General features: G+C 68.7%; 13 protein-coding genes and 1 pseudogene. 5 read left to right on the top strand and 9 right to left on the bottom strand.

Annotated features, from left to right (window positions below):
* Positions 1–7: 7 nt before the first annotated feature.
* Positions 8–169: pseudogene (locus tag WME73_RS36735) on the bottom strand (3-beta hydroxysteroid dehydrogenase); the annotation flags it as partial.
* A gap of 115 nt (positions 170–284) precedes the next feature.
* Between WME73_RS36735 and WME73_RS36730 the strand changes: the two are divergent.
* Positions 285–1202, top strand: a complete 918-nt coding sequence (locus WME73_RS36730; protein ID WP_437912576.1) for a LysR family transcriptional regulator — start codon at positions 285–287, stop codon at positions 1200–1202.
* Positions 1203–1282: 80 nt separating this feature from the next.
* Here the strand turns inward: WME73_RS36730 and WME73_RS36725 are convergent, their stop codons facing one another.
* The 4 genes from WME73_RS36725 to WME73_RS36710 all read right to left on the bottom strand — a co-directional run bounded on the left by WME73_RS36725 (position 1283) and on the right by WME73_RS36710 (position 3747).
* Complete coding sequence (locus WME73_RS36725) at positions 1283–1921, bottom strand: YdeI/OmpD-associated family protein (protein WP_437740979.1); 639 nt, start codon at positions 1919–1921, stop codon at positions 1283–1285.
* A gap of 26 nt (positions 1922–1947) precedes the next feature.
* Entirely contained in the window at positions 1948–2091 is a 144-nt protein-coding gene (locus WME73_RS36720; RefSeq protein WP_437912575.1) for a hypothetical protein, read from the bottom strand.
* A gap of 219 nt (positions 2092–2310) precedes the next feature.
* Positions 2311–2631, bottom strand: coding sequence for a hypothetical protein (locus tag WME73_RS36715; RefSeq protein WP_437912574.1), 321 nt, complete (start codon positions 2629–2631; stop codon positions 2311–2313).
* A gap of 210 nt (positions 2632–2841) precedes the next feature.
* Positions 2842–3747, bottom strand: a complete 906-nt coding sequence (locus WME73_RS36710; RefSeq protein ID WP_437912573.1) for a LysR substrate-binding domain-containing protein — start codon at positions 3745–3747, stop codon at positions 2842–2844.
* Between the two features lie 327 nt (positions 3748–4074).
* On the opposite strand from WME73_RS36710, the gene WME73_RS36705 reads away from it, so the two are divergent.
* Both WME73_RS36705 and WME73_RS36700 read left to right on the top strand, forming a co-directional pair.
* A complete protein-coding gene (locus tag WME73_RS36705; RefSeq protein WP_437740976.1) occupies positions 4075–4530 on the top strand; it encodes a DUF6640 family protein in 456 nt (151 codons plus the stop codon).
* A gap of 16 nt (positions 4531–4546) precedes the next feature.
* Positions 4547–5179: a HupE/UreJ family protein gene (locus tag WME73_RS36700; protein WP_437912572.1), complete on the top strand. Its 633-nt coding sequence runs from the start codon at positions 4547–4549 to the stop codon at positions 5177–5179.
* A 554-nt stretch (positions 5180–5733) separates the two neighbouring features.
* Here WME73_RS36700 and WME73_RS36695 read toward each other — a convergent pair.
* Positions 5734–6729 carry a TetR/AcrR family transcriptional regulator gene (locus WME73_RS36695; RefSeq protein WP_437740974.1) on the bottom strand — a complete coding sequence of 332 codons (996 nt, stop codon included), beginning with the start codon at positions 6727–6729 and terminating at the stop codon, positions 5734–5736.
* Between the two features lie 62 nt (positions 6730–6791).
* On the opposite strand from WME73_RS36695, the gene WME73_RS36690 reads away from it, so the two are divergent.
* Entirely contained in the window at positions 6792–8174 is a 1383-nt protein-coding gene (locus WME73_RS36690) for a hypothetical protein (RefSeq protein ID WP_437912571.1), read from the top strand.
* A 96-nt stretch (positions 8175–8270) separates the two neighbouring features.
* On the opposite strand, the gene WME73_RS36685 is transcribed toward WME73_RS36690, so the two are convergent.
* The 3 genes from WME73_RS36685 to WME73_RS36675 form a co-directional block, all read right to left on the bottom strand.
* Complete coding sequence (locus tag WME73_RS36685) at positions 8271–10079, bottom strand: FAD-dependent monooxygenase (protein ID WP_437912570.1); 1809 nt, start codon at positions 10077–10079, stop codon at positions 8271–8273.
* A complete protein-coding gene (locus WME73_RS36680) occupies positions 10076–10528 on the bottom strand; it encodes a hypothetical protein (protein WP_437912569.1) in 453 nt (150 codons plus the stop codon). The genes WME73_RS36685 and WME73_RS36680 overlap by 4 nt, the downstream gene beginning before the upstream one ends.
* Positions 10529–10701: 173 nt before the next feature.
* Positions 10702–12066 (bottom strand): endo-1,4-beta-xylanase, encoded by a 1365-nt coding sequence (locus tag WME73_RS36675; RefSeq protein WP_437912568.1) that lies wholly within the window; start codon positions 12064–12066, stop codon positions 10702–10704.
* A gap of 214 nt (positions 12067–12280) precedes the next feature.
* On the opposite strand from WME73_RS36675, the gene WME73_RS36670 reads away from it, so the two are divergent.
* Positions 12281–15436, top strand: coding sequence for a hypothetical protein (locus tag WME73_RS36670; RefSeq protein ID WP_437912567.1), 3156 nt, complete (start codon positions 12281–12283; stop codon positions 15434–15436).
* The last annotated feature ends 58 nt before the right edge of the window (positions 15437–15494 follow it).

The following is a 15494-nucleotide window of genomic DNA, read 5'->3' as shown; positions in this document are numbered from 1 at the left end:
TCTCTTTTCAGGTTTCGAAATAACGCCCCTGCTCGAGGTCGGCGATGAGCCCAGGCTGCCGCGGACTCCATCCCAGCCGCTCTCGCGTCCGCGTGCTCGAGGCCGGGTTGTCGAGCGCAAAGAGGCGCGCGAGCCAGGCAAAATGCTCGGCCGCTCGTGACAAAGACACGCATGGTGTGCGTCCCCTTGTAGAAGAGCTGTCCGCCGCGCTGCCGCGGCTCCGGTCGCAGGAGAGATTGGAGTTCCGTCGAGCCTGCTGCACGTGTATCCTCGGAAGCCTGAGCATGACCAAGAGTAGGTCTCGTGGTTTCGACACGCGCTCGCTGGACGGCCTCGGCGTCCTCCGCGCGGTCGTGGAGGCCGGGAGCTTCGTGCGCGCGGGTGAGGCGCTCGGCCTCACGCAATCCGCGGTCAGCCGTGCGATCGCGCGCCTAGAGGACCGCGTCGGCGTACGCCTGTTCCGCCGCACCGCCCGATCCATCTCGCTGACCGACGAGGGCCTCCGCTACTACGAGTCGGTGGCGCCGCATCTGGCCGCCATCGAGGACGCGACGATCGAGGCGGGGGGCTCCTCGGCCAAGGTTCGCGGCCTCCTGCGCGTGAACGTCGACGGGAGCGCCGGGCAGTTCGTGCTGACACCCCACCTGGGACCGTTCCTCGCGCGCCACCCCGACCTCTCTGTGGAGATCGCCGAGCGCGATCGCATGGGCGATCTGGTCCGCGATGGCTTCGACGTCGCCGTCCGGTTCGGTCACCCGGAGCCGTCGGCATTGAAGTCTCGCCTGCTCCTGCGAACGCGCGTCGTCACCTGCGCATCGCCGGCGTACCTCGCGCGCCACGGGGTGCCACGCCGCCCCAGCGACATCGAGAAGCATCCGTGCGTCCTGATGCGAGATCCGGCCACGGGGAGCCATTTCGCCTGGGAATTCGTGCGCGGGAAGAAGGTCGTCCCCGTGAACGCCTCTGGACAGCTGAAGGTGAACGGGGTCGCGCTCCTCGTGGCGTGCCTCGCCGGACATGGGATCGCGCAGGTGCTCGAGGTCCACGCGCGCGATCTCCTTGCCGACGGACGGCTCGTTCAAGTGCTGCCGGAGTGGGCCGAGGAGACGTATCCCCTCTACGCGTACCATCATGCCGCACAGCTCATGTCGGCCAAGGTCCGCGCCTTCTTGGAGTTCGTCGTCGCGCTGACGCGCGCCTAGGCAGGCGGGCGGGCCGTGCGCGTCGATGCGACGGGCACCTGCGCCGACGTCTGCAAGGGCAGCTGATCGGCCCGTCTCGCCTACTCTGTCGCGGGCCGGGCCGCCTTTGACGGCCCACCGCGCTCCGGCACGATGGTCTCACCGCGCGCCAGCATCGCCACCAGCGCAGCGATCTTCCTCGCGCGACCCGCGGGCGTCTTCATGTTGTTCGTGCGGAACGCCAGCGCGAACAGGTTCTGGCGCCCCAGCGTCTGGAACGTCTCACGCGCTCGTGGGTCCGCCTCGATCGCGGCGCGGAGGTCGTCGGGGATGGTGGCTTCGGTCGCGCTGCGGATCGGCGCGTACGCCGCATCCCAGCGACCATCGGCCCTGGCCGCGTCCACGTGCCGCTGCCCGTGGGGCGTCATGCGCCCCGCGGCGGTCAATCGGGCGATGTGGTCGCGGTTGATCTGGCTCCAGACGCTCCTCGCCTTGCGCGGCGAGAGCCGCTGCAAGAACGAGGATTCATCCAGGGCTTTTCGAGTCCCGTCGATCCATCCCCAGCAGAGGGCCACGTCGAGCGCTTGCGCGTAGGTCACCGTCGGTACGCCGGAGCCCTTCTTGTAGATCCGGAGCCACAGCTCCGTCTCCCGCGCGTGGTTTGCGGCCAGCCACGCTTCGAACGCGGCCTCGTCAGGGAAGCTCTTGATCTTCTTCTTGTCGGGGACGATCGGCGCCATCCGGTCTGCCTCGCAGCGCGGCCATCCTACAGCGAACCGGCCGAGACGTCAGCGCCCGGATCGTCGAAGGCCGACTCACCCGACCCGCCGCCCTGGTCCCACGGCCGCCGCCGCACCGGGGTACGCCCGAGCTCGGCGCGCGGCACCTCGACATGGCGCCCTTCCCCCATGGGTTTCAGGGATCGAACGTCGCGACGAAGATGTCGGAGCCGCCGGCGTGGGGGATGGGGCCGGTCCCGAAGTCGACCGCCGCGCTCGCAGCCCCTGTGAGGGCGATCACGCCGCTCGGCGAGATCGTGATGCCATGAGCGCTGGCGCCGAAGCTGAGGGTCCAGAGCTCGGCGCCGCTCGGGTCGAGCTTGGCGAGCCCGTCTCCGGCGACGACGATGTTACCAGCGGAATCGAGCGCGAGCGCGTCGCCGAAGGGGATCGAGTCGCGCGCTGTCGATCGCGAGATCGGCGTTGTAGAGCGGGTGGTCGTACTCGTCGGGAGGGGGCGTGATCTTGTGGTTCCAGAGGACATCGCCGCCAGGGCTCAGCTTCAACAGGTAGGCACCGTCCGTCCAGACGTTGACGAAGACCAGGTAGGTGTTGCCGAGCGCATCGACGGCGATCCGCTCGGGATAGCTGGAGATTTCGAGCGGCCTGTCCGGCGGGGCGATGGGGGCTTGACTCCAGATGAAGTTGCCATCGCGGTCGAGCCTGGTCACGAAGGCTCTTGACCGCGCCGCACGCGCCTCGGCGCGCGGCGCGCTCTTCGTAGAACCGCTCCACGCTCTCGACGAAGATGCGGGTCAGCAGCAGCGACGCCGACAGCTTCGCCGCCGTCTTGATGGAAGATGCGGCGGCCCATCGCGCGCGGGATATGCTGGATATCGAATCCATTCTGTGCGTGCATGACGACATCGACGAAAGGGAGCTTACGACCGTGAGGTGGCTCGATCCGAGGAGCCGGATGCTAGCTTCACGAAGGCGCGTACAGCGCCGGCGGTCTCGTCAGCGCGGCCGAGCAGGAGCAGCTCGGCGAAGACGTTCTTCGGCGCGACGAACGGACGATAGACGATGCGGGGAACCTTCACCTGAATCAGCGGTTTTGGAGCCAGCGCCACGCCCAGGCCTGCGCCGGCCAACGACAGCATGCTCAAGGTGGTGTCGGCGCGGTGGACCCGGCGCGGCTCGCGTCCTATCACGAGAATCAATCTCTTCAGCACCTCGTCACCGGCCTCTTCCGATGGGAACATGATGAGCGGCTCTCCGGCGAGCATCTTCGGCGTCACGCGCCTGTGCGCCGCGAGCGTGTGCTCCTCTGCCATCGCGACCACCAGCGGCCAAGCGCCGATCGGTTGGACGCTCAACCGCGGATCTACCTTGAGAGCGAACGCCGAGCAGTAGCCGACGTCAACCTCGCCGGTCAACACGGCTTCCGCCTGCCTCGAAGGTGGCATCTCGCGCAGCTCGATCTCCGCGGTAGGATGGGCTTTGCGGAACGCTCGCAGGTGGTCCGTCATCTTGCCAGTGAGGATCGCGTTGCCCGCGTAACCGATGCGAACTTTGCCGATGTCGCCGCGCAGCGATTGCTGGACGATCGCCTTGGCCCGCTCCGCCTGCGCGACCGCCCGCTGCGCCTCGACGACCAGCAATGCGCCGGCTTCGGTCAGCTCCACGCGCCGACTCGTCCGCACGAACAGCGCGCCGCCGATCTCGTTTTCGAGCGCCCGGATCTGCATGCTCAGCGCCGGCTGAACGATGTGCAGTCGCCGCGCGGCGCGGCCAAAATGGCGCTCTTCGGCGACGGCCAGGAAATAGCGAAGGTGTCGTAGGTCCACGACATTCGACCGTACCATGGATCAATCAGCAGATCAAATCGATCGATTGGATCAATATATTGTTAGTTGGGTGAATGGGCGGCTATGATCTCCGTGATTCACCGCGGAGAGCCCATGGATCATCATGTGCGGAAGGAAAAGCTCGGGCTCACGGCCATGTCGGTCGCATCGTTTTCAGGGACGTTGGCTTCGTGCAGCTGCGAAGACTGCACTGTCCCAGTCAGCGCCGCGGCCACGTGCCATCGTTACTATGAATTCAACGCAAGGTGGCCGCGCTGATGAGGGAAGCCGGCTATTTCCACCAACGAGAGTCAGGAACCTATCACCATGGACCGAAGTACCCTGGGAAGAGTCGTTCTCACGTTCGTTCTGGCGAGCGGCGCCATCGTCGCTGTCGGCGTGGACTGGAATAAAACCCACCTGTTCAACCCTGAATGGCATGAGCATGCGCGCTTTCATGACGCCCTCATGCTGCTCATCCTGTGTGGCGTGACGATCGTCGGATTGTGGATGGTGTGGCGGCGGTCCATGGAGCCGCAGGTCGGGTTCAACGTGGCGGCCTGGATCGTCGTCATCATCTGGACGCCCTTCTTCTACATCACGTGGCTCATCCCGGGGACCAGCCTGCTCGCGGGACCCGACGTGCCGCTCCCGGTCGTCGCGGGCGTCCCGCTCTACCCGAACGTGCTCATCGCAGGTACCGAGCTCTTGCTCGCGGCGCTCGCCTACAAGCTCTTCCACAGCGATCCTGCATCGACGGCGGCGCGCGTGGCGAACGCCTGACGAGGAGAGGCGCTTCATGAGATCCACGATCCAGAAGACGATGGGATGGGCTTCATGTCCCGGCGCGCGCGCCCTGCTCGTCGCCACGCTCGTCTCGCGGCCCTCCGTGAGCTGGGCCCACCCGGGCGGCGCCGATGCGGGATTTCTGAAGGGCCTCTTCCATCCGGTGTTCGGCGCGGACCACCTGCTCGCGATGGTGAGCGTCGGTGTCGTCAGCTCGCAGCTCGGCGGAAAGCACCTCCTCCGGATCCCCGCCACGTTCGTCGCCGCGATGCTGGTCGGCGGCCTCCTGGGAATGGCGCAATGGCCCATGCCCCTGGGCGAGCTTTGCATCGCGGCGTCGGTCGCGGCGCTCGGTCTCGGCATCGTCACCACGACCCGTGGCTCCTCACCGTTCCTGCTCTCCGGATGCGTGGCGATGTTCGGTGTCTTTCACGGACATGCCCACGGCCTGGAGATGCCTCATGCGGTAAGCCCGGCGCTGTATGCCATGGGCTTTCTGCTGAGCACGACCGTGCTTCACCTCTGCGGTCTCGTCCTCGGCGAGCTCGCCGCCGGTCGAGAGTCCCTGTCGCGGGGGCTGCGCTATGCCGGCGCCGCCGTGATGGGGACGGGGATGGTCCTTCTGGCGCGCGGGGCCGGCATCTGACTGGAAGCGGCTCGCCGCGACGGATGCGGCTTCAGCGGGGATGGCCGCGATTGGAGCCACGTGGCCGACGCCAACAGCTGCCTGTTCATGCAGGGCGGGGCCTACGACGAGGCGCACGATCGGGTGGTGGTGCTCAGCGGTCTCGCGGCCGACCACGTCGGCGCCGACCGCTCGCGGAGCACGAGCACGCGTCGCCGTGGTCGTCGGGCGCCACGTACACGCTCGCGGGGGCGCGCGCGGGCCGCCGACGTCGTTGCCGCCGCCGCTGCCACGGTTGCCGCCGCCCTCGTTGCCGGCGCCGCCGTTGCCCGCACTGCCGCCGCTGCCCCACCATCCGATGCGAGACGGCACATCGATGCCTCGACAGCGCTGCATGCAACTGCACCATACCCCTGCTTCCTGGCACGGCTCGCTACTGGCCACAGCCGGAGTGCGTCAATGCATGCAGGAAAAAATCTCAGAGACGAGTGGTCGCCGAAAACAGTGGGCCTGGATGCTGGCGGCGCGCTGAGGGGTACGGCCACGCTCCGGCGGCAGGCGCACAGGGGGGGCGATCACCGCCCGTCGGACGCGTTGCGCGCCCGGTATGCGCGCTGCTGGCACGCCCGCGAGCAGTAAGCCCGCGGCCGCCCCGTGGCAGGCTGGGCGATCTCGCGGCCGCACTGCGCGCACGTCGGCCCCTCGTCACGCCGGGGGGCGTCGCCGGGAGTTTCGTCACCCACGCGCGCCGGGGGTCGTGACGTTTCGGGACTTTCGTCACACTGACCGGAGCGCGACCGGACGAGCGCCTCGATGCCGTCGAGCACGCGCTGGAGGCCGAACAGGAACACGTCCTCCGTGAACGGGTGGTCGTCGAACGCGCCCGAGCGCATCAGCTTCGCCATCGTCGGGTGGCGCCCCGGGTCGAAGAGCTTGTCCCAGAAGTACGCGCGCTCGGACCACCACTGCTCGTCGGTGACGCCGGTCTCCTGCTCGGCCTCGACCGCGTCCACCGAGAGCCTCGCCGCGCCTCGGACGTACCCGTCGACGAGGTGGACGGCGGCGAGCACCTCGCGGGCGGTGAGGCCGATCCCGCAGACCGCGCGGAGCTCCGCGTCGTACGCCGCCATCCCGTTCGGCCCCATCACGGGGCGCACCGGCGTCACGTGCAAGAACCACGGGTGGCGGTGGTAGAGCGCCCAGTCGGCGTGCGCCGCCGCCTCGAGCTTGGCCCGCCATCCCCCGGGGACGCTGTCCACGAGGGGCAGCTCCCCCGCCACGGTGTCCAGCATGAGATCCAGGAGCTCGGCCTTGCCCGGCACGTACCGGTACAGCGACATCGTGGTGAACCCGAGCTTCCCGGCGACCCGCTGCATCGACAGCGCCGAGAGCCCCTCGCCGTCGGCGAGCTCGATCGCGGCCCGCACGATCTGATCGAGGCTCAGGCCGGGCCTGGGCCCCCGGCTCGGCCGCTTCCTGACCCCCCAGAGGAGCTTGAGGCTGCGCACGGCGTCGCCGCCCCCGCTGTACTCCGTCGCAGTTTTTCGCCGTCTCTTTGGTTTGACAGCCATCCTTCAACTGCGTATACCACACACGGTACCGTGTACGACGTAAACAGTTGCTGGAGGTCCGCTTGAAACAGCACGACGAGAGGCCATCGAGGCGAACGACGACCCTGCTCCTCCACGCGCGCGGCCTCGCGGCCTCCGTGCCGCTCCTCGCGCTTTCCCTCGGATGCGCGGCGCAGGAGGCGGAGACGGCGCAGGAGCCGACGTTCTGGCAGGACGTCGCGCCGATAACGGCGTCCAAGTGCACCGCGTGTCACCAGGAGGGCGGGCTCGCGCCCTTCCGCCTCGACGACTACATCTCGGCGAAGGCGCGCGCCGGCGCGATCGACGACGCGGTGCGGGGCGGCCATATGCCCCCTTTCCTTGTGAAGCACGACGGCTCGTGCGGAGACTTCAAGGACGACGAGACGCTCACCGCCGGGGAGCTCGACGTCATCCATCGCTGGGCGACCGGGGCGCGCGCCGAGGGTGATCGCGCGGGCGCGCCGCCCACCCCGCCCGTGCCCACGCTCGAGGGCGGGGTCGACTACATGACGCCGCCGATCACCCCCCTGGTCGACCCCGCCGATCCCCTCGCGGCCCACGACGAGTGGAGGTGCTTCCCCGTGGACCCGAGCCTCGACGCGGACAGCTTCATCACCGGATATCAGGTGACGCCCGGGGTCCGGTCCATCGTTCATCACGTCACGGTCTATCGGGTGACCCCCTCGGAGGCGTCGCTGGTGGAGGGCAAGACGAACCAGGACGTGATGACGGAGCTCGACGATGCCTCGCCGGACCGGCCCGGCTGGGAGTGCTTCGGCGGACCGGCCGACGAGCTGCCGTTCCAGCCGCTGTTCGCCTGGGCGCCCGGGCAGGATGTGGTCGAGTTCCCCGGCGGCACCGGGGCGCCGGTCTCCGCGAAGGACGCCTTCGTCGTCCAGGTGCATTACAACATCCATGACCACGCGGGCGCCTCCGCCGAGGACTCGACGCGGCTCCGGCTCCGCTACGAGGACACCGTGGAGCGGCGCGCGGTGTTCGTCGGGGACGACGGCTTCATGACGACCCTCTTCGAGCCGGACGGCCCGGACACGCTGCCGCCCGGCCAGCAGGACGCCGCCTATACATGGCGCAGGACGCGGGCGGAGCTCGCGCTCGACCCGGGGCTGCCGCCGATCGAGGTGCTCGGCGTGATGCCGCACATGCACGAGCGCGGGCGCACCTTCGAACTGCGCGTGGGGTCGGGGACGCAGGAGAGCTGCATCGCGCGCGTGAACGACTGGGACGTCCACTGGCAGGGCGTCTATTGGTATCGCACGCCGCCGCTGCTCGACCCGAGCTCCTCGCTCGAGGTGACATGCACCTTCGACACGCGCGACGCCGAGGCCCCGGTGCTGCCGGGGTGGGGCACGCAGAACGAGATGTGCAACCTGAACCTCCTGGTCGCGCTGCCGATGACGCCGTGACGCCGCGACCGCCCCCAATTCATTCCTTTCTGCGGCTTTGCGTCTTTGCGTTGAAACCTCTCTCCGGATCCCTGGCAGGACTCCTGGTGGGCGGAGCTAGACCCCGTAAACTTGCTCCACGATCGACGCGATCAGATCCATGGATAGCGTCACGCCGCGCTGCTGGCGCCACGCGACATGCCCGTCCGGCCGGATCAGGAGCGTGCCGTCCTGCTCGATCTGCGAGAGCGCGTGCACGGTGTCCCGGTGACAGGCAGGGATGTCGGCCGAGCCGAGCCTGAACAGCCGGACGCCGTGGCGCGCCTCGACATCCTCCAGCGCTTCGGTGTCCGCGGGCAGCGCCTCGACGGCCGCGCCGAGCAGCAGGATCGACGCGCCGTAGTCGATCATGGAGCGGCTGCCGCGCTGTCTCCTGTTGCCGTCCAGCCAGAAATGGGGGAATCGCGCGCCCGGCCGCGTCGACGGGATGTACGAGGACACCCGGTCATCGACCTCCGGCGCCCTGGTGCCGTCGCCGAGGAGCGCGCCCTCTTCATACGTGTAGCCGAGGTCGAGCCCGATCCGGTCGAAATGGGACCTCTGCTGCGCGATGGCCGCGAGGACGCGCTCTCGCACCGAAGGATCGCGATGGTACCGCGAGAGGATGCTCTCGCCGTAGTGCTGGACCTGCCGCTCGGTCCAGGCGCGGAGCGGGGCAGGCAGCGCGCGCATCGTGGAGCTCGCCAGCTTCTCGTTGACCCACTGAGCTTCCTCGACCTCGATCCCGAAGGCCTCCGCGACCTCGCTCATCCTCTCGAAGTTGAGCCGGCTCTCGTCGCAGTTCGTCTCGATGACCGGGCGGCGCTCGGCCTCGTAGCTGTCCAGCAGGCCGGGCGCGGCCCGCCGCTCGATCACCATGGCGAGCTTCCAGGCCAGGTTGTGCGCGTCGCCGATGCCGGAGTTCATGCCGAGCCCGCCCGTGGGCGGGAAGCGATGGGCGGCGTCGCCGACCAGGAAGACGCGCCCGCTGCGGAAGCGCTCCGCCACCTGCGCTGTCATGCGCCAGTGGCTCATCGAGGTGATCTCGATATCGACGTCGTCCCGCCCGAGCGCCGCCTTGATCTTCTTCTGCATCACCTCGGGCGTGTACTCCTCGATCTTCTCGTGCGGCGTCGCCACGGGGAGGTGAAAGACCCAGCGCTTCTCGACGTGGTGGGCGATGAACACGCTGCCCGGCGCCTTGGGGGAGAAGATGAAGTAGAGCTTGCCCCGGGTGCGGACCACGCGGCGCAGATCCGCCTGAAAATACGCGTTGACGACGTCGAGCAGCTTGTCCGGGCCCTTCATCTCGATCCCGAGGGCCTTTCGGCTCCGGCTCCCGGCGCCGTCGGAGCAGATGACGTACTGGCTCCGGACCGCGAAGGTCTCCCCCGTCGTCCTGCTGGTGATCCGGCTCGTGACGCCCTCCGCGTCCTGCTCGAAGGACTCCCACTGGTGGTGATGGAGCGCCTGGATCCGCGGCGACGCCGAGACGCGCTCGCGGAGGAGCTTCTCCAGCTCGACCTGCGAGATGTTGAGGTAGGGCAGGGGCGCCTCGAGGTGCTCTCGGTACTTGCGCCCGACGCCGTTGGCTCGCAGATCGATGCAGCCGAACTCCTCGCCGATCGTGCCGCAGAACAGGATCTTGGCGGCGTCCTCCTCCGGCGACGCCTCCGCGGACAGCTCGCCATGACCGAGCCCCAGCTCGTGGAGGATCTCGATCGAGCGCGCCGAGAGCTCGTGGGCCTTGGGGTGATTCTCCAGGCCCGACCGGCGCTCGATGAGGACACAGTCGATGCCGCGCCTGGCGAGGCACAGCGCGCTCACCATCCCCGAGGGGCCAGCGCCGATGATGAGGACGGGAGCAGAGACGGTGCGATGGCTCATGTGGCGGCCCCTTTCCTGTGACACAGGGAGACGCCGGCGAAGAGCAGGGCTGCAGACGTGCCCAGGTGCAGCATGTTCGGCGGGAGGAAGCCGAGCAGGACCCGGCCACCGGCGTCGAACTCGGCGCCGGCGGCGCTCGTGAAAGCGGCGGCCAGGATGAACCCGCCGATATGGAGGGCACCCAGGAAGGCGCCTGTCCGGACACGCTCCACGGTGCGCGGCGTGGCCGTCCAGAAGAGGTAGATGGAAGCGAGCGCGCCGAGGGCGCCGGCGCCGATCTGCCAGAGCAGGTGGAACCTCGCGTGTCCGGGCCAGTCGGGGTTCCGGAGGTGATGAGGATCGAGGATGTCGATCAGCCCGGTCAACAGGCCGTAAGCGACGGCCGAAAGGATGCAGAGGGCCTTGCCCACGGCCCACGCCGTGGAGGATGGCGCGTGTTCGGAGCTCATGGCAGAGGGATAAAGCACGGGAATCACGTGCACAATGGCCATGAGTGGCCATGGGGTGGCCGGAAGTGGCCACGCCCGTGGGAGGCCGGAGGCTCAGGTCATCGCCCGCTGTGCGGGCGCGTTTCGGCGAGCGCGAGCCGGGCCACGCCGGCTCGTCTGGCCATCATGACCCCTCAGAAGCCCACCACGGCGTCGTAGGCGGGCTTGGGGTTGTGGTTGCCATCGAAGAGCAGGGGGAAGTCCTTGCGCCCCGAGCTGAACTCCGACAGCCAGGTGTTGTCGTCCGCGATGCCCCAGAAGGTGACGCCCGTGATCACGGACTTGTGTTTCCGGAACAGCTCGAAGAACTCCCGGTAGCGCGCGGCCTGCTTGGCCTTCAGCGCGTCGGTGAAGGTCGCGGTCGTGTAGAACGTGCTCTGGTTGTACGTCACGCCGGGGATGTACAGCGAGATGTCGAGCTCGGTGACCTGCACATCCAGGCCGAGGGATGAATAGAGCTCGATCGCCTTTCCCATGTTGGCCACGTTCTGGTGAACCGCCTGGTTCGTGGTCACCGTGGAGGGCTCGATGTTGAGGTGGGCCTGCAGCCCGACGCCGTGGACCGGCACGCCCTGATCGAGCAGGCCCTTGAGCATGTTGTAGATGCCCTGCTGCTTCGCGGGGATGTAGTTGTAGAAGTCGTTGTAGTACAGCTTGGCGTCTGGATCGGCCTCGTGCGCGGCCTTGAAGGCCTCCGCGATGTAGCTCTCGCCGAGGATCTCGTGCCAGCGGCTCCTCTGGCCATCGGCCAGGTTGCCCGTGCGGTACGAGCCGTCCTCCATCATGGCCTCGTTCACGACGTCCCACGCGTAGACCTTGCCCCGGAAGTGGCGCACGACGTTGCTGATGTGGTTTTTCATGCGTGTCAACAGGGTCTGCCTCGACACGGTGCCGCCAGAGCCGTTCGAGAACAGCCATGCCGGGTTCTGGCTGTGCCAGACAAGGGCGTGCCCGCGGACCTTCATCTTGTTCGTGACCGCGAAGTTCACGATGCGATCCGCCGCGTCGTAGGTGAAGCTGTTCTCGTTCCTCTGCAGCGACTCGAACTTCATCTCGTTCTCGGCGGTGATGCTGTTGAAGTGCGCCTTCAGCAGCGCGGCGTGCGTCATGTACGACTGCGAATCCACCGCTGCCCCGATCGGGAAGAGGCTCGCGTACTTCTCCGCGAGGTTCTTGGGGCCTTCATCAGGCATGCCGCCCGTGCCCTCGCCGCCTGCCCCCGCGCCGCCCGTGCCTCCGGAGGTAGCGCTGTCCGTGCCGCCGCCTCCACCCTCGTTCGTCTCACCCCCACCGGCCGACGTGCTGCCGCTGCCTCCAGCGTCGCTGCCGCCCGCGCCACCCCCGGCGCTCGCCGATGTTCCGCTCGTTTGAGCCGTGCTCGCGGCGCTGCTGGTGGTGGTGGCGCCCGTGGCCGCATCATCGTCCGGAGCCGACGTGGACGAGGTGCAGGACCAGAGCAGGCAGCTGAGCAAACCAATCGAAATCAAATTCTTGCGCATCGGTGCGATCCCTCGGACACGCACCCTACCCGATACGTGCCGGCGACAGCGAGTCAGGGCGTCCAGTACCGTTTGTTAAGTAATGCTACTTACGAAGTGTCTCGGTGTAGGTGTTCTTTTCTCCTTCCGCACGCGGGTGAACCCGGACGGGATCCAGCTTTCTCGTGAATGTCCTGCCGAGCTGGCGCAACAGAGCGAGCTGGGTGGAGGATGCATGTGCGCGAAGGATGAGTCGCGAGGGCGGTGTCGATCGGTCCGCGGGGCGCGACGGCTGACAAGGACAGCTGTCCTGCTGGCCATCACCGCGCCCGCGCTGGCCTGCGACGTCGGTGAGCAGGGCGGCTCCAGCACCGGAGCGGGATCATCTCCGGCTGCCAGCGAGGCGAGCGCAGGGGGAGCGGGCGGCGGTGCCAGGGGCACGGGCGGCGCCGGCGGTGCGGGCGGAACGGACGGTGTCGGGGGAACAGGCGGCGCTGGCGGAACAGGCGGCGCCGGCGGTCTGCTGTTCTGCACGCCAGGCAGCGAGCGGGCCTGCTACGCCGGACCGAAGGGAACCGAAGGCGTCGGCCTCTGCCGTGCGGGCACGCAGCAGTGCAATGCCGCGGGGGACGCTCATGGTCCCTGTGTCGGCGAGGTCCTTCCGACAGAGGAGCAGTGCGAAACGGCGTCCGATGAGGACTGCGATGGAGTCGCGTCGGCGTGCCCGCCCGCGGGAGGCCATCTCTGGAGCAAGCGCTTCGGCGGCGCCCACGCGCAGGTCGCCGCCGACGTCGCCATCGATCCGGACGGCGGCATGATCGTCACCGGCCACTTCGCGGGAGCCATGGATCGCAACGGCTGGCGCTCGATGTACAGCGCTGGCGGCGATGATGCCTTCGTGGTGAAGTTCGTGCGCGACAGCGACGATCCCGAATGGGAGTACATACCCCTCTGGTCCCGGCGGTTCGGCGGCCCCGGCGGACAGCGGGCGCGCGCCGTCACCGTGGACGCCGCCCGGAACGTCGTCGTGGTCGGCGTGTTCCAGGGAACCATGGATCTCGGCGGCGCCCCGCTCACGAGCGTCGGCGGCGACGATATCTTCGTCGTCAAGCTCGACGCCGACGGCCAACACGTCTGGAGCCGGCGCTTCGGCGACGCCGCAGATCAGCGCGGCGAGGCGATCGCGGCGGACAGCGAAGGAAGTATCCTCGTGACCGGCCGGTTCCAGGGGACGGTGGACCTCGGCAGCGGCCCGCTCGTGAGCGCCGGCGGCGACGACGTGTTCGTCGCCAAGCTCGATCCTGACGGCAATGCCGTCTGGAGCCAGCGGTTCGGCGACGCCGCGGACCAGCGCGGCGAGGCGATCGCGGTGGACAGCGCGGACGACGTCATCGTGGCCGGCGATCTGCAGGGACAGGCGGAGTTCGGGGGCGGCCCGCTCGTGAGCGCGGGCGGCGATGACGTGTTCGTGGCCAGGCTCGATGCCCATGGCGAGCACCTCTGGAGCAAGCGCTTCGGCGATGCCCAGGACCAGCATGTCGGGGACCTCGACGCGCGCGAGACGGGCGAGGTGCTGCTGATAGGCGACCTGGAGGGACAGGCGGATTTCGGCGGGGGGCCGCTGGTGAGCGCGGGAGGCCGCGACGTCTTCGTGGCCTGGCTGAGCGTGACCGGGGACCACCTCCACAGCGCGCGCTTCGGAGACGAGGCCGATCAGCGCGGCAAGGCCATCGCCCCTGCAGAGGGGGACGTGTCCCTGCTCGCGGGCGAGTTCCAGGGCCAGATCGATCTCGGCGGGGGGCCGCTCACGAGCGCCGGCGGTGACGACCTCTTCTACGCCGCGCTCGACGGGAGCGGCGCGCCTCTCTGGAGCCGCCGCGCAGGCGACGCCCAGGACCAGCGCGCAGCGGGGCTCGCCTGGAAGGTCACCGAACAAGGTCCGCGGGGGATGCTCGCGGGCCGCTACGACGGTCAGTTCCAGCCAGGCGATCTCATCGAGTGCCGCGATCACAACTTCCCCGGCTGCTCCCCCGGCTGGGATGACAGCTTCGTGGTGGAGTTCGCGCCATCGACCGGCGGGGATGCGTCGCACTGCCACCTCGGCGAAGGGAGGCAGGACAACGGCGTGCAGCACTCCATCCTGGAGGTGGCAGCGGACGGCGACGGCAACGCGGTGTTCCTGGGCGCGCTCGGCGGCGCCGTGGATCTCGGCGGCGGAGAGCTCGCGCCGGGGGGCCCCGCGATCTTCCTGGGAAAGCTCTCTCCGGCCGGCGAGCATCTATGGAGCAGGGCCTTCGACGTGGGCTCGCCGCTCTCGCCAACCCCGATCCGGCGCATGGTCGTGGACAGCGCTGGCAACATCGTCGTCCTCGTGGGCGCCGAGGCATCGCTCGACCTCGACCTCGGCGGCGGGCCGGTCGGCCGCGGCATCCCGGCGATCGCCATGGCGAAATACGACCCGTCCGGCGCCCACCTCTGGAGCAAGCGCTTGAGCACCGGTGGCGTCAAGTCGCTCGATGCGCTGGCGGTCGACGGCGCGGGGAACATCTTCCTGTCCGGCAGCTCCGACACGGGCATCGATTTCGGCGGCGGCCGCGTCCCTCCGAGGAACACGGTCGGCCACTATGCGTTCCTCGTGAAGCTCTCTCCGGGCGGCGAGCATCTCTGGAGCAGAGGCTTCGTGGGGACGGACTACATGCACCCGTGGAGCGCGACCGCTGATGGGGCCGGCAACGTGATCGTGGTGGGCGCGCTGCGGGGGAGCGCCGATTTCGGCGGTGGGCCGCTGTCGAAGGCCACGCGGCGCTCGGACGACGTCTTGATCGTGAAGTACGACGCGCTCGGCAATCACCTGTGGAGCAAGAACTTCGGCGACGACGCGTGGCAGTCCGGCCGGGCCGTCGCGGTGGACGCGGACGACAACCTCTTCGTGATGGGCAAGTTCGGGTCGACCCTGGATCTCGGCGGCGGGCCGCTGTCGAGCTTGCCAGAGGCCAACGAGTCCTTCCTGGCGAAGCTCGATCCGCTCGGCAACCACCTCTGGAGCAAAGGTCTCGGGCTGCACGTGTGGGTATCGAGCATCGCGAGCGACGGGGCGAACGTGCTGCTCGGCGGCAGCTTCCATGGGTCGGGCGAGCTCGCCGGGAGCCCCTTCTCCACCGGGAGCCAGAGCGACTACGACGCCCTCGCGGCCAGATTGAGCGGCGCGGGCGACCTGCTGTCGGTCGTACAGCTCGCCGGTCCCGACGTCCAGCTGGGCTTGTCGATCGCCGCGGACAGCGCGGGTCACGTGTTCGTCGCTGGCAGCACGGTGGGGGAGGTCGACCTCGGCGGGGGAGCGCTCGCCGCGGACGGCACGGAAGACGCTTTCCTCGTGAAGCTGGCGCCGTAGGTCGAGCGACTCAGCAGGTCGGGTCGCAGCGACCCGAGTCATCGTCTATCGCCCGGGA

This window comes from Sorangium sp. So ce302 (genome assembly GCF_051530145.1).
Taxonomy (GTDB): domain Bacteria; phylum Myxococcota_A; class Polyangia; order Polyangiales; family Polyangiaceae; genus Sorangium; species Sorangium cellulosum_B.
The sequence above is the reverse complement of the archived record's forward strand: the minus strand, read 5'-3'. Positions and strand labels throughout refer to the sequence as shown.